Origin of the sequence: Rhizobium sp. BK538, assembly GCF_014197575.1 — a bacterium.
Lineage (GTDB): Bacteria > Pseudomonadota > Alphaproteobacteria > Rhizobiales > Rhizobiaceae > Rhizobium.
This window is the reverse complement of sequence record NZ_JACIFT010000009.1, coordinates 85,744-103,351: the sequence shown is the minus strand read 5'-3', so window position 1 is coordinate 103,351 and position 17,608 is coordinate 85,744. Positions and strand designations below refer to the sequence as shown.

The window sequence follows — 17,608 nt, the reverse complement described above, 5'->3', positions numbered from 1 at the left end:
CGGAAAACTCTAACCAAAAACGGTCCAGTTTGAAGGGTTCGGATCAGGACTTGACTGCGCCCGCGGTCAAGCCGGCGATGATATGCTTCTGCGCCAGGAAGAAGACGATGATGGTCGGCATGATCGTCAAGGTGATGAAGGCGAGCACCAGCTGCCAGGCGGTACCAAACTCGCCGCGATACACCATAATGCCGAGCGGCCAGGGATACATCGTTTCCGAGTTCAGCATGATCAGCGGCAGGATGTAGCTGTTCCAGCTGCCGACGAAGGAGATGATGCTGACGGTTGCGATGATCGGCCGCGAGAGGGGCAGCGAGATGTGCCAGAAAAACCGGATGTAGCCACATCCGTCGACGATGGCGGCCTGGAACAATTCTTCCGGAAGGTTGCGAAAATAGTTCCGGAACAGGAGAATGCTCATGCCGAGGCCGAAGGAGACCTGCGGCAGGACAACACCCCAGTATGAATTCAACAAGCCAAGGTCACGGATCCGGATGAAGAGGGGCAGGATGGCAGTCGCAGCCGGGAACATCAGGCCAATCAGGAAATAGTTGAGCAGGAAGCCGGCGCCGAAGAACTTTACGTGCGCGAAGGTGAAGGCAGCCATGGCTGAGACCGAAACGGTCAGACAGACAGTCAATGTCGCGATGATCAGCGAATTCATCATCTGCCGCCAGTAGCGATCCCCGAAGAGAATGTCGGTGTAGTTCTCCGGATGCCATGCGACAGGCAACCCGAAGGGGTTGGTGCGCAGGTCGCCGAGATCCTTGAAGCCGCCAAGCGCTGTCGTCAGCAGCGGCACCAACACGATCGCGGCGATGATCGTCAGCGAGACGTAGAGGTAGATCTTTGTGCTGGTCGCAATCCGGGCTGTTGAGGCCATGTCAGTCATTGCGCATGAATATCCGTTTGTAACCGAAGGCAAGCGTCACGCAGATCACGAACAGGACGACGCCGACGGCACTGCCGAGGCCGACCTGCATGCGCGTGACGCCGAAGTTGAACAGGAAGGTGACCATGGTCTGCGTTGCGTTGAACGGCCCGCCGCCCGTCAGCGGCATGATGAGGTCGAAGAGCTGCAGCGAGCCGACGACTGCGAAGAAGACGGACAGGCGGACGGTCGAGCCAAGAAGCGGCAGTGTGATATAGCGGAACCGCTGCCAGCCGCTCGCGCCGTCGATTTCGGCAGCCTCCAGCACGCTCTTGTCAAGCGACTGCAGCCCTGCGATGAAGAGCATCATGTGGAAGCCGAAGTACTTCCAGACGACGACCGCCAGCACTGCATAAATCGCCAGGTCCTTGTCGGCCAGGACATAGGGGGTCTCGACGCCGATGAGGTGGGCAGCGGAGGCAAACAAGCCATAGTCGCCGTCATAGACGAAGCGCCAGATGAGGCCCGCTGCCACCTCAGCCAGGACGTAGGGCAGGAAGAAGATCAAGCGGAAGAGAACCACGCCGGCGATCCGGTGGGCCAGCATCATCGCCAGCCAGATGGCGAGCGGTATCTGGATCAGGATCGAAATAACGATGATCAGGGCATTGTTCTTCAACGCCGTCAGGAAGGCGCTATTCTTGAATAGCACCTCGAAATTTCGCATTCCGACGAACTGCGTCGGCAGACCGTAACCATCCCACTTGTAAAGGCTGTACCAGGCCGCCTCCCCCATCGGCAGGATGACGAAGATCGTAAACAGCAGCAGTGCTGGCGGCAGGAACAGAAGCAGGACCGGCAGGCGCCGCGCCAGGCTGGGGTCCTTGCTGCGCGCCGACGACCTGACAGTCGGGCGCGCACGGACGAGGCTTGTCGCGCTGATGGTGGTCATGGAGGCCGATCCCCTTGATTCAGATTGAGGGCGGCGCGGATACTTGCTCCGCGCCGAGATAGTCTTGGTCAGAGTTGATCCTGCTCGAAGGCTTCCTGGATCTGCTGAGCGCCATCGGCAGGGCTCATCTGGCCAGATACGATGGCAACGGAGACATCGTTGACCACACGGCCAACGGACGGGCCGAGATCCTGATCGAAGAAGTTCTGGTGCCACGTCGAATGTGCGAGCTGTTCGGCGGCTTGATGCATCAACGGATTGGTCACTCCGTCCTCAGCGCCGACGGCGACCGGGATGAGCATGCCGGCCTTGGCCATTTCGCGCTCGTTTTCGGCGTTTGTCAGATAGGCAAGAAAATCAAGCGTTTCGGGTGGAGCCTTCTTCGTGACCGCCCAGCCGTTCAAGCCGCCAAGCGTGTCGGTTATAGCACCAGAACCGCCGGAGACGGCAGGGAACGCGAAGCGGCCGATATTGTCGGGATCGAGGCCCTTTGCGTCGCCGGAATTGGTGCGTTGGTTGGCAGCGGTGTTTTCGAAACCGAGGATCATCGCGGCCTTGCCGTCACCGAAGACGCCAAGCGCCTGCGGCCAGGTCGCACCGAGGTAGCCCGGCTGGAACGGCTCGAGCTTGCCGAGTTCAGCAAGTTGTTCGCCCGCCTTGATGATGGCCGGATCGTTGAAGCCTTCGCCCTGCCCGTTCTTGGCCGCATCGAAGACCTTCTGGCCACCGTCGCGCATGACCAGGTAGCTCCAGTAGAAATGGATCGGCCATTTTTCGCCGCCGCCACCTGCAATCGGCACGATGCCGGCATCCTTGAGCTTTTTGACGGCAGCGAGATAATCGTCCCACGACTTGATGGACGCTGCGTCGACGCCCGCCTTTGCAAACATCTGCTTGTTATAGAAGAAGGAAACCGTGCCCATCTTGTAGGGAACTGCACCGATCTTGCCCTCGAAGCTCAGGCCGTTGATCGATGCCGGATTATAGCTCTTCAGCCAGGCGCCATCCTTGGCCTTCATGGCTTCGGTCAAGTCCATCAGTGTACCGGTGGCAAGCTGCTGCTTCAGCACGCCGCCGCCCCAACTGAAAAATAGATCCGGGGCATCGCTCGATTGCAGCAGCGTCGGAAGCTTCGCCTTGAAGGCTTCGTTTTCCAGAAACTGCATCTCAATCTTTACGCCAGGATGCTCAGCCTCGTATTTTTCAGCGATCTTTTTCCAAACCGCCAGATAGTTCGGGTCGATTTCAAGATGCAGCCACTTGACGGTCGTGTCGGCTGCGGCACTTCCCGCAGCAATCAGGAGCGCCAGCCCAGTGGCCGCCGAGCGGGCAATGAAACGGCTGCGAAGCAAGGCCTTTGCCTTCATATGGTCAAACATGATTTCTCCTCTAGTAAGGGCAAAAATCGTCCTCTTCAATTTTTCCCTTATGCGGATTAAATCATCGGGAGGTTTTGGCGAATGTCAACTCCCCCGGCTGAAATTGGCAGATTTGCCTTGACAGGTAGGGTCGCCAACGCGCTATTTAATTCGCATACCGTTGAAAACATAAGCCCCGCGCCTTGCGGGATACTGAAGAGCCGGCAAGACCACATGAAGACCGCAGATCCCGAATTGATGCGCGCGATCAACCGCTTGAACGTGCTGGATACGATCCGCCGTCACGGCCCGATATCGCGTGTCGAGATCAGCGAGCGAACCCAGTTGTCAACGACGACGGTGTCAGCGATCACCGCCTCGCTGCTCGATGACGGTCTCATCCTGCCGCGCCACGAGGGGGATATTCGCAACGAGGCGGCCCGCGGCAGACCGCGCGTCATGCTCGAACTCAATCCGGATGCAGCAAGAGTGGTTGGCGCGAAGATTGCGGCCAACCGCCTCGTTTTCGTCGTGACTGATTTTCGCGGAGACGTGCTGTCGAAACTCACTCTTCCCATTCGCATCGATCGTCAGCCGATCGGGGTCATCGCCGACCTCGTCGAGGATGGTGTGCGCCGCTGCGTGGTCGATGCCGGCCTATCGCTCGAGGATGTCGATACTGTTTGCCTTGGTCTTCCCGGTGTGATCGAGCACCGCACCGGCCATGTCCGCAGTAGCCCGATCTTTCGCGACATGAATGTCGACTTTGCCAGCGAAATGACTGCCCGGCTCAATACCTCGACCATCGTGGAAAGCGATGCACATGCGATCACCCTTGCCCACCACTGGTTTGGCAAGGCGCGCGATCTGGAGGACATGGTACTGATCTCCCTGGAGCAAACACTCGGACTGGGCGTGCTCCACGACAATCAGCTTTTTCGTGGCGCCGGCGGCCTCAGCCACAATCTTGGCGATTTGGTGCTCGGCATGGGGCCGCGCGGCATCGTGCGACTGTCGAGCCAGGCCGGCGAAAGCGAGATTCTCGGTGAGCAACCGGCCAGCGGCCGGTTCGCCGAGGCCATCCGGCTTGGACGGGGAATGACGCATGCCCAGGCGCTTATCAAGGCCGAAGACAACACCTTGATCAACGCCGCAATCCGCGCCGGCGAAGCCGTCGGTGTGGCAATCGCCAATATCGTTACCTTGTTTGCGCCGCCGCGGGTTATCCTTGTCGGCTCCAGCCTCGCACTCGGGGAGCCGTTTCTCGACAGCCTGCGAAACGCCTATGCGCTCGCCGTTCCGCCGTCTCTGAAGGGTGTTGCCGAACTCGTCTTCGACGATTCGACCGACGACTTCTGGGCGCAAGGGGCCGCCGCTGTGGCGCTTTACGAACTCTACGAGTCGCCGTGGAACACCACCGGTCCGGCGCTCTAAGCTGCAAATTCACGACATCCAACGGGAGGAAATCATGGAACGAGTCGGTATCGGCATCATTGGGTGCGGCAACATCTCCGGCGCCTATCTGAAGGCGATGGCGTCCTTTCCTATCCTTGACGTCCGCGCCGTGGCTGACCTCAACCACGATATGGCTGTGGCAAAGGCCGCCGAGTTCGACGTGCCCGCAAAAAAGATCGATGAACTGTTTGCCGACCCGAAGGTCGAGATCATCGTCAATCTGACGGTACCCAAGGCACATGTCGCGGTTGGTCTGCAGGCGCTTGAGGCGGGTAAGCACGCCTATTCGGAAAAGCCGCTTGGTATCAACTTCGCGGAAGGCAAACGACTTGCGGAGGCCGCAAAAGCCAAGGGTTTGCGCATCGGTGCTGCGCCCGACACCTTTCTTGGCGGCGGACACCAGACCGCACGCACACTCATCGATCAAGGCGTCATTGGCCAACCGGTCGGCGGAACGGCGACCTTCATGTGCCCGGGCCACGAGCGCTGGCATCCAAATCCGGCCTTTTATTACGAGGTCGGCGGCGGACCGATGCTCGACATGGGGCCCTATTACATCACAGATCTCGTCAATCTTTTCGGACCGGTCGCACAAGTGGCCGGCTTTGCGGTCACGCCGCGCAAAGAGCGCGTCATCACCAGCGAACCGAGAAACGGCGAGCATATTCCGGTGCATGTTCCCACCCATGTCGCCGGTCTCATGGCCTTCGCCAATGGCGCGGTCGTACAGATCAGCATGAGCTTCGACGTCGCCGGCCACAAGCACGTGCCGCTCGAAATTTACGGGACCGAAGGCACGCTGATTGTGCCTGATCCCAACCACTTCGGCGGTGACGTGGAACTGCTGAAGAAGGGTGGGGCATTTGAGCAACAGCCACTGACAGCACCATATGGCGACGGCAACTATCGCTCGATCGGTGTCGCGGATCTCGCCCACGCCATCCGCTCGAACCGGCCGCATCGTGCCAACGGCGATCTGGCTCTGCATGTCCTTGAGGTGATGGAAGCCTTCCACACGGCCTCTAAGAGCGGACGCACGGTCGCCATCACCACTCAAACCGAGCGGCCCATGCCGCTGTCCCAGTCGCTCGTCGACGGGCGCTTGGCCAAGTAATCATCAGGAGGAAGAGTATGCGTGAAGCACTGATCGTCTGGGGCGGATGGAGTGGCCACGAGCCGCAGGAATGCGCCGCAATTATCAAGGACATGCTGGAGGAGGATGGGTTCAAGGTCTACGTCGAGCACACGACCGAGGCCTTTGCAGACCCCTCTGTCCATGATCTCAGCCTCGTTGTGCCGATCGTGACGATGTCGAAGATCGAAAAGGAAGAGATCAAGAACCTTGCGGCTGCGATCGAGGGTGGCGTCGGCATTGCCGGCTACCATGGCGGCGCTGGCGACAGCTTCCGTGAATGCGTCGAATACCAGTTCATCATCGGCGGCCAGTGGGTCGCACATCCCGGCAATATCATCGACTACACGGTCAACATCACCCGGCCCGACGATCCTGTCATGGAGGGCATCAGCGACTTCCCCTACACCTCCGAGCAGTACTACATGCATGTCGATCCTTCGAACGAGGTGCTGGCGACGACGAGGTTCACCGGCGACCACGCCTACTGGATCGACGGCGTGGTGATGCCCGTCGCCTGGAAGCGCAAATACGGCAAGGGACGTGTCTTTTATTCCTCGCTTGGCCATCAGGCCAAGGAATTCTCGGTGCCTGAGATGAAGACGATTTTCCGACGCGGTGCGAACTGGGCAGCACGCTGAGCGGCCAGTTCATAAAAATGCCGGCGCCATATTCTGTAGCGCCGGCATTTTATCAAGATCGCGTACGAATTCCGGGCATAGGTCAGCCATAGCGGCCGAGACCCAGTCCCTCGGTCGATATTTGCGGTTTTGCCCTGTTGATAAGATCCGTCAGCACACGGCCGGAGCCGCAGGCCATCGTCCAGCCAAGCGTGCCATGCCCGGAATTCAGGTAGAGGTTGTCGTAGGCCGTTTTGCCGATGATTGGCGTTCCATCGGGTGTCATCGGGCGCAGGCCGCACCAGAACTGCGCCTTGCTCTGATCCCCTGCTCCACCGAACAGATCCTCAACTGAATGTGCAAGTGTTTCCTTACGAGTCGGCGGCAAGTCCTTGTTGAAACGGGCGATTTCGGCCATGCCTCCTACACGGATCCGATCACCGAGACGGGTGATGGCAATCTTGAAGGTTTCGTCCATGATCGTCGAAACAGGCGCCCGGCTCTCGTCGACGATCGGAACCGTGATTGAGTATCCCTTCACCGGGTATATCGGAACCTTCAGTCCGAGCGGCTTCAACAAGATTGGCGTGAAACTGCCAAAGGCGGCCACGAAGACGTCGCTGTCAAACGCGCCGTGCGAGGTTTCCACTGCCCTGATCCGGTTGTTCTCGATGCGCAGCTTGTGGACGTCTGCGCCGTAGATGAAGCGCACGCCCAATGCCTTTGCACGCTTTGCGAGTTCATTTGTAAATTTGAAACAGTCGCCCGTTTCATCGTTGGGCAGACGCAAACCGCCGACGATCTTATGCTTCACCGGCGCCAGTCCCGGCTCGGCCGCGACGCATCCAGCCGGATCGAGTACCTGGAACGGCACGCCGTCTTTAGTGAGAACCTCGATGTCCTTGGTGATCGAATCGAGCTGCTTTTGCGTGCGAAAGAGCTGTAGTGTCCCTTGCATCCGCTCGTCGTAGGGGATGCCGGTCTCGCCACGGAGCTCGATCAGGCAATCGCGACTGTATTCGGCAAGACGGACCATCCGGCTCTTGTTGATGGCGTAGCGCGCTGAAGTGCAGTTGCGCAGCATTGCCGTCACCCAGGCCCAGGTGGCTGGGTCGAATGTTGGACGTATGATCAACGGCGCATGCTTCATGAAAAGCCATTTGACGGCCTTCTGAGGAATTCCGGGCGCTGCCCAGGGCGATGCATAACCGGGCGAGATCTCACCGGCATTGGCGTAGCTGGTCTCCAGAGCCGGTCCGCCCTGGCGCTCCAACACTGTTACCTCGTGTCCCGATTTCGCCAGATAGTAGGCAGTGGTAATGCCGATGACGCCGGCACCAAGCACGGTGATCTTCATAGTGAACCCCAGAAAAGTCAGATCAGATGTAACGATGGCCCAAATGGGTGGGAGTTTTTGAAGGAGATGGTATCGGTGTCTTCAGCCATCATCGCCAAACTTTGATGTTTGCCAAGTATCACCGGTGTACTGAGAACAGTTTGCCTTTTCCGCCAGCACATTGATGCCGATTGCTATGCTGCCATCGACACGCGTCCCATGCTCGGCAACAGCCCCTCTCGACGGCGCCAAGGTCGATTGAAAGAACGCCGCATCCGTCGTCGGTGGCGAGCGTAACATTGACGGTGTTGCTGTTCATGAACCGGCCCAAAATTGCACGCGGCAAGGATATCGGCCAGTGAACGAATTTTTCGCTCAATTCTTCATGGAAACAAACAATTGCGGCTGCGTTCTTGCAATTTTCTTCAAGCCATTGAACGTTTCGTGCGGGGATCGATTACAGCAGATAGCTGATGAAGCGCTCTGCGGCTGGCGGCAGACTAGAGCGGCTGCGGGTCAACAGATAGAGCGAGCGGACGAGCCGAAAATCGGCAATCGCGCGAAAGACAATTTCATTGCTCTGGATGACCTTCGCTGCCTGCTGTGGCAACAGCGCCACGCCGGCGTTGCGGCTGATCAAGGTCAACTGCGCAATGGTGCTGAACGTTTGGATACGGCCGATCGTCAGGCTCGGCGGCAATTCGGGGCAATCGGCAAGCATCCTTGCAATGCCGGCCTGTCCGTCGAGCGCGATCACATCTTCCGGATTGATATCGGCCAAGATAACCGGACGCGACGACCGTGCAAGCTGATGATCTCTGTGGCAGACGAGACCAAACGGGTCCTCGCTGATCTTTCTTCCCTCCAATTCGGCCGATTCAAAGCCCGGTCCAGCCAGCGCGAAATCAAGCGTTCTGTTCACCACCATGCCCGCCAGCCGTTCGGCCACGTCATCATGGACGATAATGTCAATGCCCGGATGGTCGATGCGAAACGTCCTAATCGCCTCCGATAGTGGGGCCAGGACGGCCGACGGTGCGGCGCCAATTGCCACACGGCCACGTTTGAGACCGCCGACCTGTCTGAGGTTGGTCAGCGAAAGCTCGAAACGATCGAGAAGATCGCGCGCGCCCTCCAGGAACGCCTGGCCAGCTTCTGTTGCTCTCACAGGGCGCGTCTTTCGGTCGAAGATCGCCGTCCCGCACTCCAGCTCAAGCATCCGGATCGTCTCGGTCAGGGCCGAGGGCACGACGCCAAGCCGTTGCGCTGCCCGGCTGAAGGATCCCTCCTCCATCACCGTTAGCGCTGCGCGAAGATGGCGAAGGCCTATATTCGTATTTTCCGAAAAAACTTTCATATCTTTCTAATTATACGAACTGCTTGTTTGTGGTTCAATGCAGGATCCCTCGATTTCTCCGGACCTACCGCGATGCTGAACCAGACTATAAGGAAAATTTCCTATCGTGTTGCTCTTCAACGGCTTCCTGCATTACTTTCTGACGCAGGATTTCGGGGCGACACCGCCGCCGATGCCGCACTGCTCGCGGCCATGTCCACGGACAACAGCATTTACACCATGATGCCGGATATCGTCGTTGCTCCGCGCGATGCCGAGGATGTTCAACGGTTGATGCGCGTCCTTGAAGCCGAGGATCTGTGTGATGTTCCGGTAACAGCACGCGGAGGAGGCACCGGCACCAACGGCCAGAGCCTGAACGCCGGCATCATCGTCGATTTTCAAAAATACATGAACCGCCTCCTTAACGTGAACGTTGAGGAGCAGTGGGTGGAGGTTGAACCGGGCATCGTTCTCGACGAGTTGAACGCCCAATTGGTGGGAACTGGTCTGTTCTTCGCGCCCACGACCTCGACGGCAAGCCGCTGTACGATCGGCGGCATGGTGAGCACGGATGCATCCGGAAAAGGGTCGAGGCGCTACGGCAAGACCAGCGACAACGTGCTTGGAATGGAGATCGTCCTCGATGGCGGCCGAACACTGGACAGTGATGCGCCGACACCTGATTGGGCAAAGACAATGCTCTTGGAGATTGAAGCGGCATGTAGGTCGGGTCGCGATGCTCTGCTTGGCCGGGTCCCGGCACTTTCGCGCAGGTTTACGGGCTATGATCTCGAACGGGCGAAGCCGCCTAAAGGCGACCTCGAATGGTGGCGCCTGCCGATCGGTGCGGAGGGTACGCTCGGCCTCGTCACACGGGTGCGCTTGCGCCTGTTGCGCAAGCCAAAATTCAAGCGATTGGTTGTCATCGGCTTTAAGACATTCGCTGCGGCACTGGATGCTGGTAGCGCCCTCCTCGCGCATGATCCGTTGGCAATTGAAGTCATGGACGAATGGGTACAGGGTCTGGCCGACAAGGCCGGAATTCTGCAAGCACTGCCTGCCAGCCTGCGGGCTCGCGACGGTCAGCCGATCGCCTACAATTTCGTCGAGTTCGTCGGGGACGACGAGGCAGATCTGATGGGGCGGGTCGAAGCCCTGCGGGAGCGCGCGCTGACGCTTGCCGGCGCAATCGCAAGCCACGTAGCGGTTGACGATATCGAAATGGCAGCACTCTGGCAGGTCAGGGCGGCAAGTGTTGGCTTGCTCGGTAAGGTCAGTGGCACGCGCCGACCGATTGCCTTTGTCGAGGACTGCGTGGTGCCTGTCGAAAACCTTGCAGCCTTTGTCAAGGACTTCACAGCGCTGCTGAACAGACACGGCTTGAACTATGGCATGTACGGGCACGTTGATGTCGGCTGCCTGCATATCCGTCCCGCGCTCGATATCGATCGCGAGGAAGACCGGGTCATCATGAAGGCGATCTCGGATGGCGTCTTCGACTTGACGCGCCGGCATGGCGGTATTTTCTGGGGAGAGCATGGCAAGGGCGTGCGTGGCGCCTACTTGGCAGAGTTCGTCGGTGCTGCCGCATATGATGCGTTTGGCCGGGTCAAACGCGCGTTCGATCCGCGGCATCGTTTCAATCCGGGAAAGCTCGTCGGTGATCCGGGGTCCCTGATGGGCATTGGGACAACCCCGTTTCGCAGCGTCAACACCGACGAGAACGATCCTCTCAGCCTTGCCTTCAAGTGCAATGGCAATGCTCAGTGTTTGAGCTATCAGCGCAGCAATGTCATGTGCCCCTCGTTCAAGGCGACGCGGGACCTGCGCCACTCTCCGAAGGGCCGCGCCGACGCTCTAAGGCATTGGCACCAGGCGCACAGGCAAGGTCATGCGACCAAAGAGCTGGAGAGCGATGTCCTGTCCGCACTCGACGGATGCCTCGGCTGCAAGGCCTGCGCCACGAGCTGTCCGGTGCAGGTCGACATACCAGAGATGAAATCGCACTTCCTCGAGCGGTTTTATCGGAAACGCCGGCGATCGCTGGCCGATAGGGTAGCGCTGTTGCTGGAGGAATACTCGCCGGTTTTGGCCCGGCACAGGAAGCTGGCGGCGGTTTTTGCAAGGGTGTTCAACCCGCTCATGGAGAAGGTCACGGGTCTGCATGACCTTCCCCTCATTGCCTTTAATGATGTGGGCATAGGCGGGTATCAGACGTTTTGCGCCGAGGTGATCGCGCAGCGCCAATGGCATGAAGATACGGTCTTCGTCTGGCAGGATCCGTTTACGGCCCTCTTCGACAGCCAGGCCGCGATGGCACTTGCGGACGGCCTTCGTGGCTTTGGCTATCGCCCTGTCTTCGTCTCCATGCTGCCGGGCGGAAAGGCGGCCCACGTGCTCGGCGACAGAACCCGCTTTTTCAGGCAGGCACGCAAGCTGCGATCCGCGATCGACGTGGTTGCGGCATGTGGTCGACCGATGGTAGGGGTCGATCCGGCCTTCATCATGATGGTCCGCCAGGAATACCTAAAGGCTGGCCTGACAGGCCAACCGCTGCAGTTGGTCCAGGAGTTCCTGAACGAGGAGATCGCCCGCGGGCGTGTCCTGCCAAAACTCGCCACGGCAAGGCTGCCGCCTAAATTGCTCCTTCATTGCAGTGAAAGCGTCGGCGCCGGAGCAACGGCCTGGAAGAAGCTTTTTGCCGCACTCGGCGCGTCGATTGACGTTGCGGCAACCGGGTGCTGCGGTATGGCCGGTTTGTTCGGCCATCAGCAGCGGCACCAGGCTCTCAGCAGGCACACATTTGACCTTTCCTGGTCGGGGCAATTGCAGGGCGAACGGGAGGCAATGGTCTCCGGTTTCTCGTGCCGTTGCCAGACGAAGCGATTCTCTTCTATTCGGGGCGAACATCCTATGCGATGGATGGCCGATGCAATCGGCGCTGAGTGACAAGACGGCGCGGCGCGGCGCGAATAGATGAGGTGGTAATGTATGAGATTGATGCCATCGACCGGAAAATCATCCGGCAGTTGCGCCTGAACTCGCGTATCTCCAATGTCGATCTTGGCAAGGAGGTCGGCCTGTCCGCCTCGGCTTGCCTGCGCCGTATTTCACTCATGGAAAAGGCAGGAGTAATAATTGGTTATACGGCGCTTATTGATGTACTTGGTGAGGACGCCATTGCCGTGATCATCCAGATCACTCTGGAGCGCCAGACAGAGGAGTATCTGAACCGCTTTGAAGCGGCTGTCCGCAAATATCCGGAAATTCGCGAATGTTTCCTGATGACGGGCGGCTCAGATTATCTCTTGCGTATCGACGTCGAGAGCGCCGGTGCCTTCGAAAGGATCCACAAGGAGATCCTCTCCGTCCTGCCCGGTGTGCTGCGTATCAATTCCAGTTTCTCCATCCGCAATGTGCTGTCGGCGCGTCAGAAATAGATGCTGAGGGCCCGAAGCGGAGCGGCCTCCCGCAAGGTCTCTGGAGCGACTTACGCCATAAGGATCGCAAGACGGCGAAGCGCGTGAATGCTAGCTTTATGCCGGACCCGTCGGATTTGGATAGCAGCATGTATGACCATTGCATTATTGGAGGCGGCATCGTCGGCTTAGCGGTTGCCATGGCGCTGCAGGGAAGAACACCTGGCGCCAGCATCGTCGTCTTGGAGAAAGAGGCCGAACTTGCCAAGCACCAGACGGGTCACAACAGTGGTGTTATCCATGCCGGGATCTATTATGCCCCAGGCTCACTGAAGGCGAAACTCTGCCGTGAAGGTGCGGAGGCGACAAAGCGCTTTTGCAATGAAAATCGGATCGCCTTCGAAACCTGCGGGAAGTTGCTGGTTGCGACCGATGATGCGGAGATGCAGCGGATGGAGGCGCTCGAGGACAGGGCGCGACACAACGGCATCGACTATACCAGATTGTCGACCGCAAAACTGAGAGCCGACGAGCCCCATATCGCCGGTCTCGGCGCCCTTCTCGTTCACTCCACGGGCATCGTCGATTACGCGATTGTGTGCCATGCCATGGCACGAAAGATCGAGGAACAAGGCGGTGAAATCAGGCGCGGCGTGGCGGTCAGGGCGATTCACGAACACGAAAACGGGGTACGCATCGAAAGCGCGTCCGGAGCTATCGAAGCCCGCAGACTGATTGCCTGCGCTGGCCTCCAGTCCGACCGCATTGCTTTGATGGCCGGCGTGAAGATCGATCATCGGATCGTGCCGTTCCGCGGCGAATACTACGCATTGCCCGCATCCAAGGCGAAGGTGACGCAGCGCCTGATCTATCCGATCCCCGATCCAGACTTGCCGTTCCTCGGAATCCACCTGACGCGAACGATTGACGGCGGCATGACGGTTGGACCGAACGCCGTACTTGGCTTCGCGCGCGAAGGCTATGTCAAGGGCAGCTTTGCGCTCAAGGACGTCGGCAGCATGGCTGCATTCGCCGGCTTCTGGAAAATGGCGCGGAAAAACTGGCGTTCGGCGATTTCCGAATTTGCCAATTCCGCATCGCGGGCACGCTACCTCAAAGAGTGCCGGAAATATTGCCCCTCGCTGACAATTGATGACCTGCAAAAGCCACAGGCTGGCATTCGCGCGCAGGCGGTCATGGCCGACGGAAGCCTGGTGCATGACTTCCTCTTCAAGCAGACGGACCGAATGCTGCATGTCTGCAACGCTCCCTCGCCCGCAGCGACCTCGGCCATCCCGATCGGCCGCATGATCGTGGATCGGCTGCTCGAAGGCGGTACCACAACGATTAGCGCATCGCCTGCCCGTGAGGAGGCCCGGGCTTAGGCTTTCAGAGGCTGGATCGGGCTCTTGGGCATCAAGAGATGGCGAGGCCGCCCTCGACCGGAAGCGATATCGTCCATCTCTGGAGATCCAGGGAGATGTTGCTGATAGCGGCCGGATCCTTGGAAATTCCACTTGTCCTGGAGACTTTCTTAACGACGCTCGCGCACAAGCACGCCTCCTCCTTTGTTGGCAAAGACGTCGGATTTATGTCTCACTCCGGGAGCGGCCCACCCGACGGGCCGGGCCTGGCCGATCGATCTAGTAGTCCATGCCGCCTGCCGACATCGGCGGGTACTGTACATCCTTCCTCGGCTTTTCGGCGACCATTGCCTCGGTGGTAATCAGTAGGCCGGCGATCGAGGCGGCATCCTGCAGCGCTGTGCGAACGACCTTGACCGGGTCGATCACGCCCTGATCGTAGAGATCACCGAACTCGTTGGTCTGGGCGTTCCAGCCGTAGCCAAAATCGGTCTTCTCACGCAGCTTGCCGACGATGATCGAACCCTCGGCACCTGCATTCTCGGCGATCTGGCGCACCGGCGCCTCGATTGCACGGCGGACAATGTCGATGCCGTGTCTCTGGTCGGCATTCTCGGTCTGAACGCTGTCCAGTGCTTTGACGGCTCTCAACAACGCAACACCACCGCCGGGCAGCACGCCCTCCTCGACGGCCGCGCGCGTGGCATGCATGGCGTCGTCGACGCGGTCCTTGCGTTCCTTCACCTCGACCTCGGTCGAGCCGCCGACGCGGATGACGGCCACGCCGCCGGCAAGCTTGGCCAGCCGCTCCTGCAGCTTTTCGCGATCGTAGTCCGACGTGGTTTCCTCGATCTGCGCCCTGATCTGCGCAACCCGGCCCTGAATCTCCGTCTTCGAACCTGCGCCGTCGACGATCGTCGTGTTTTCCTTTTCGACGACGACCTTCTTGGCGCCGCCAAGCATGTTGAGGGTCACATTCTCGAGCTTGATACCGAGGTCCTCAGAGACTGCGGTCCCGCCTGTTAGGATCGCTATGTCCTCCAGCATCGCCTTGCGGCGGTCGCCGAACCCTGGAGCCTTGACGGCAGCAACCTTCAGGCCGCCGCGCAGCTTGTTGACGACGAGCGTCGCCAGCGCCTCGCCTTCGACGTCCTCTGCAATGATAAGCAAAGGCTTCCCGGACTGAACCACGGCCTCGAGGACCGGCAGCAACGCCTGCAGGTTCGAAAGCTTCTTTTCGTGGATCAGGAGGTAGGGTTCCTCGAGCTCAACCCGCATCTTCTCTGGGTTGGTGACAAAATACGGCGAGAGATAACCACGGTCGAACTGCATGCCTTCGACGACTTCCAACTCTGTCACGGCGGTCTTGGCTTCCTCGACGGTGATGACGCCTTCGTTGCCGACCTTTGCCATTGCTTCTGCAAGGAAGCGGCCAATCTCGGCGTCGCCATTGGCCGAGATGGTGCCCACCTGGGCGATCTCATCGTTCCTGGTAACTTTACGGGCGTTCTTCTGCAGCTCCTCGACCACAGCTTCGACTGCTTTGTCGATACCGCGCTTCAGGTCCATCGGGTTCATCCCCGACGCCACGGCCTTCGCACCCTCCTTGACGATCGCCTGGGCGAGAATTGTCGCGGTGGTGGTGCCGTCACCAGCGATGTCGCTGGTCTTCGAGGCAACTTCGCGCACCATCTGTGCACCCATGTTCTCGAACTTGTCCTCCAGCTCGACTTCCTTGGCAACAGTGACGCCGTCCTTGGTGATCCGGGGTGCGCCGTACGACTTGTCGATAACAACATTGCGCCCCTTGGGGCCGAGCGTAACCTTAACCGCATTGGCGAGGATATCGACACCGGCCAGCATCTTCTCGCGGGCGTCGGAATGGAACTTCACTTCCTTGGCAGCCATTTTTCTACTCCTTCCTCAGGCAGCATTCCTTGTAAGCAGGGGGCGGTATCGACCCTACGCCGCATTTCTCGCAGCGGCGTCGACCTCGATCACGCCCATCACGTCAGATTCCTGCATGATCAGGAGATCCTCGCCATTGAGCTTGATCTCGGTGCCCGACCATTTGCCGAACAGGATGCGATCGCCCACCTTCACATCGAGGGGTCGCAATTGCCCATTGTCGTCGCGCGCACCGGGGCCGGCGGCAACGACCTCACCTTCCTGTGGCTTTTCCTTCGCCGTGTCTGGGATGATGATGCCGCCGGCCGTTTTCTCCTCGGCCTCGATGCGGCGAACCAGGATTCGGTCATGCAAGGGACGGAACGTCATGTCGCTCTCCTCAGGGACAAACAGATTTTCCCTCCGCGCCGCATTCGGAGCGAAGCCGACGCGGGGCTCCGATCCTTTCGCCATCGCGTTCAGATCGATCTGGTTTATAATTTTTGGAGTTTCAAGAGGGGAGTTGAAATTTTTTAGCACTCTAGCCTATCGAGTGCTAACCGGTCTGAATTGATACAGCTGTTTCACGTCGCCGGCGGTTTGGACGCGTACCGCGTCGCCATGGTGGTGGGTTTTGCCGAGACGAGCTGACGATCACCCATGAGAGCCGTTTGGGCGCAGATTTGGAAAACGGGCTCCCGGATTTTTGCCGCTGAGTGTCCCCGGAACGTAAGCCGCCCACGATGGGCCCTTTGCCTTGACGAGATCACGATTCACTCGGCCAACTCACCGTCGGACTTGGTCACCTCACTTTCGAGGTGTTCGAAGAGAAACGGATTGATCATATCCCAAGGTCCTCTGCGATTTTTCTTTATCACCGAAACGGCCTCCGCCAGCCGCTGCTCCGAAAAAGTCGAAAATTGGTCAACGCTCGAACATTCGCGGAGCAAACTATCAGCATTGCGTATCTCTTCTAGCTTCGGAGGCTGCGCTTGGTAGCCGACTTGAAGCTTTATGCTTTGAGAAGCCATCACCGGCAAATGCAACCTTCGATATACCGGAAGGGTCTGTGACATGATTTCATCCTGGATTATGCCAGCATCTAGGACGTACTCACTCGGAATATTGGCCTGTACATAGAACTTATGATCTTGCATGCAGTGCCCAAGCTTCAACATCGTATACGTGTATAGGCCCTGCGTGATCACGTTCCAATCAAGCCCCTGGAGCCAAGTCAGATCCCCTGGCTTGTAGCAGCCAACATTTATAAGACCGCCGACATAGTCGCCAGCAAAGTATCCACCGACCGTGGCCACGCCATACCAAAAGGTCTTGTTCGTCGCGACTGACCGGACGAACCGTATCCCTTCCAATCGATCACTCTGGAACGCTCTCCACGAAAAAAGTACTTCCCCGGCCGTTATCGCCACTGGAGCACCAGCGGAGAGACCATAGAGTTCTTTATCGCGCTCTGAAAACCATGTGATCATGGTCGAGGCAAGGGGGCTCGAGATCGGGTTGACGTTGTACTGCCGCGTAGCGACGTCATACTGAATCTGCGAATACTCGCCTTCACAACTATAGTTTATCAGCACTTTCCCTTGGTCATCAACAGATAGACTGAAGTATCCATCATCGATGTCTTTCAGCGGATTAGTTTTCCAGTCTCTTGACACCCTCACTGCGACGCCAATCGCGAACAGGGAAACGGAGATCGCAACGAATAGTAAGCAGAAGTTCAGGATTCTAAGGCGCTTAGCTCGATCAGACATGATGAACACCTCGAACTCCGGCAGGAAGTATCGGCACTATAATATATTTACCGTACACGAGACAGTTCGGCTTGAGAGGGTGATGGAGCAGCTTATTCTCGTT

Annotated in this window: 14 protein-coding genes; 6 read left to right on the top strand and 8 right to left on the bottom strand. The window is 58.7% G+C overall.

Features of this window, described 5'->3' with window-relative positions:
- Positions 1–43: 43 nt before the first annotated feature.
- From FHX09_RS13050 to FHX09_RS13040, 3 genes are all read right to left on the bottom strand, one after another.
- The gene (locus FHX09_RS13050; RefSeq protein ID WP_184450131.1) at positions 44–892 is read right to left on the bottom strand and encodes a carbohydrate ABC transporter permease; all 849 of its coding nucleotides are present in this window, start codon (positions 890–892) and stop codon (positions 44–46) included.
- A complete protein-coding gene (locus FHX09_RS13045; protein ID WP_132591361.1) occupies positions 885–1,823 on the bottom strand; it encodes a sugar ABC transporter permease in 939 nt (312 codons plus the stop codon). The genes FHX09_RS13050 and FHX09_RS13045 overlap by 8 nt, the downstream gene beginning before the upstream one ends.
- A gap of 68 nt (positions 1,824–1,891) precedes the next feature.
- A complete protein-coding gene (locus FHX09_RS13040) occupies positions 1,892–3,202 on the bottom strand; it encodes an extracellular solute-binding protein (RefSeq protein ID WP_132591359.1) in 1,311 nt (436 codons plus the stop codon).
- A 213-nt stretch (positions 3,203–3,415) separates the two neighbouring features.
- Here FHX09_RS13040 and FHX09_RS13035 point away from each other — a divergent pair, with 213 nt between their 5' ends.
- The 3 genes from FHX09_RS13035 to FHX09_RS13025 are packed head-to-tail and all read left to right on the top strand — an operon-like array spanning position 3,416 to position 6,409.
- The gene (locus FHX09_RS13035; protein WP_037081455.1) at positions 3,416–4,615 is read left to right on the top strand and encodes an ROK family transcriptional regulator; all 1,200 of its coding nucleotides are present in this window, start codon (positions 3,416–3,418) and stop codon (positions 4,613–4,615) included.
- Between the two features lie 34 nt (positions 4,616–4,649).
- Positions 4,650–5,750: a Gfo/Idh/MocA family oxidoreductase gene (locus FHX09_RS13030; RefSeq protein WP_184450130.1), complete on the top strand. Its 1,101-nt coding sequence runs from the start codon at positions 4,650–4,652 to the stop codon at positions 5,748–5,750.
- Between the two features lie 17 nt (positions 5,751–5,767).
- A complete protein-coding gene (locus FHX09_RS13025) occupies positions 5,768–6,409 on the top strand; it encodes a ThuA domain-containing protein (RefSeq protein ID WP_007787952.1) in 642 nt (213 codons plus the stop codon).
- An 82-nt stretch (positions 6,410–6,491) separates the two neighbouring features.
- Here FHX09_RS13025 and FHX09_RS13020 read toward each other — a convergent pair whose 3' ends face one another.
- Positions 6,492–7,745 carry a D-amino acid dehydrogenase gene (locus FHX09_RS13020; protein WP_184450128.1) on the bottom strand — a complete coding sequence of 418 codons (1,254 nt, stop codon included), beginning with the start codon at positions 7,743–7,745 and terminating at the stop codon, positions 6,492–6,494.
- Positions 7,746–8,181: 436 nt separating this feature from the next.
- On the bottom strand, positions 8,182–9,081 hold the full coding sequence (locus FHX09_RS13015; RefSeq protein ID WP_184450126.1) for a LysR family transcriptional regulator: 900 nt from the start codon (positions 9,079–9,081) through the stop codon (positions 8,182–8,184).
- A 72-nt stretch (positions 9,082–9,153) separates the two neighbouring features.
- Here FHX09_RS13015 and FHX09_RS13010 point away from each other — a divergent pair, with 72 nt between their 5' ends.
- The 3 genes from FHX09_RS13010 (at position 9,154) to lhgO (ending at position 13,867) form a co-directional block, all read left to right on the top strand.
- On the top strand, positions 9,154–12,012 hold the full coding sequence (locus tag FHX09_RS13010) for an FAD-binding and (Fe-S)-binding domain-containing protein (RefSeq protein WP_184450124.1): 2,859 nt from the start codon (positions 9,154–9,156) through the stop codon (positions 12,010–12,012).
- A gap of 38 nt (positions 12,013–12,050) precedes the next feature.
- Positions 12,051–12,503, top strand: coding sequence for an Lrp/AsnC ligand binding domain-containing protein (locus tag FHX09_RS13005; RefSeq protein WP_184450122.1), 453 nt, complete (start codon positions 12,051–12,053; stop codon positions 12,501–12,503).
- Positions 12,504–12,631: 128 nt separating this feature from the next.
- Positions 12,632–13,867: an L-2-hydroxyglutarate oxidase gene (gene lhgO / locus FHX09_RS13000; RefSeq protein WP_184450120.1), complete on the top strand. Its 1,236-nt coding sequence runs from the start codon at positions 12,632–12,634 to the stop codon at positions 13,865–13,867.
- A 258-nt stretch (positions 13,868–14,125) separates the two neighbouring features.
- Here lhgO and groL read toward each other — a convergent pair whose 3' ends face one another.
- The 3 genes from groL to FHX09_RS12985 all read right to left on the bottom strand — a co-directional run bounded on the left by groL (position 14,126) and on the right by FHX09_RS12985 (position 17,505).
- Positions 14,126–15,754, bottom strand: a complete 1,629-nt coding sequence (groL, locus tag FHX09_RS12995) for a chaperonin GroEL (RefSeq protein ID WP_184450118.1) — start codon at positions 15,752–15,754, stop codon at positions 14,126–14,128.
- Positions 15,755–15,808: 54 nt separating this feature from the next.
- A complete protein-coding gene (gene groES / locus FHX09_RS12990; RefSeq protein WP_037081550.1) occupies positions 15,809–16,123 on the bottom strand; it encodes a co-chaperone GroES in 315 nt (104 codons plus the stop codon).
- A gap of 383 nt (positions 16,124–16,506) precedes the next feature.
- Positions 16,507–17,505 (bottom strand): hypothetical protein, encoded by a 999-nt coding sequence (locus FHX09_RS12985; RefSeq protein ID WP_132591343.1) that lies wholly within the window; start codon positions 17,503–17,505, stop codon positions 16,507–16,509.
- Positions 17,506–17,608 lie beyond the last annotated feature (103 nt).

Excerpts from the sequence above, each read along its gene's own strand:
- FHX09_RS13050 (WP_184450131.1), bottom strand. The coding sequence starts at position 892 with ATGACTGACATGGCCTCAACAGCCCGGATTGCGACCAGCACAAAGATC.
- FHX09_RS13045 (WP_132591361.1), bottom strand. The coding sequence starts at position 1,823 with ATGACCACCATCAGCGCGACAAGCCTCGTCCGTGCGCGCCCGACTGTC.
- FHX09_RS13040 (WP_132591359.1), bottom strand. The coding sequence starts at position 3,202 with ATGTTTGACCATATGAAGGCAAAGGCCTTGCTTCGCAGCCGTTTCATT.
- FHX09_RS13035 (WP_037081455.1), top strand. The coding sequence starts at position 3,416 with ATGAAGACCGCAGATCCCGAATTGATGCGCGCGATCAACCGCTTGAAC.
- FHX09_RS13030 (WP_184450130.1), top strand. The coding sequence starts at position 4,650 with ATGGAACGAGTCGGTATCGGCATCATTGGGTGCGGCAACATCTCCGGC.
- FHX09_RS13025 (WP_007787952.1), top strand. The coding sequence starts at position 5,768 with ATGCGTGAAGCACTGATCGTCTGGGGCGGATGGAGTGGCCACGAGCCG.
- FHX09_RS13020 (WP_184450128.1), bottom strand. The coding sequence starts at position 7,745 with ATGAAGATCACCGTGCTTGGTGCCGGCGTCATCGGCATTACCACTGCC.
- FHX09_RS13015 (WP_184450126.1), bottom strand. The coding sequence starts at position 9,081 with ATGAAAGTTTTTTCGGAAAATACGAATATAGGCCTTCGCCATCTTCGC.
- FHX09_RS13010 (WP_184450124.1), top strand. The coding sequence starts at position 9,154 with ATGCTGAACCAGACTATAAGGAAAATTTCCTATCGTGTTGCTCTTCAA.
- FHX09_RS13005 (WP_184450122.1), top strand. The coding sequence starts at position 12,051 with ATGTATGAGATTGATGCCATCGACCGGAAAATCATCCGGCAGTTGCGC.
- lhgO (WP_184450120.1), top strand. The coding sequence starts at position 12,632 with ATGTATGACCATTGCATTATTGGAGGCGGCATCGTCGGCTTAGCGGTT.
- groL (WP_184450118.1), bottom strand. The coding sequence starts at position 15,754 with ATGGCTGCCAAGGAAGTGAAGTTCCATTCCGACGCCCGCGAGAAGATG.
- groES (WP_037081550.1), bottom strand. The coding sequence starts at position 16,123 with ATGACGTTCCGTCCCTTGCATGACCGAATCCTGGTTCGCCGCATCGAG.
- FHX09_RS12985 (WP_132591343.1), bottom strand. The coding sequence starts at position 17,505 with ATGTCTGATCGAGCTAAGCGCCTTAGAATCCTGAACTTCTGCTTACTA.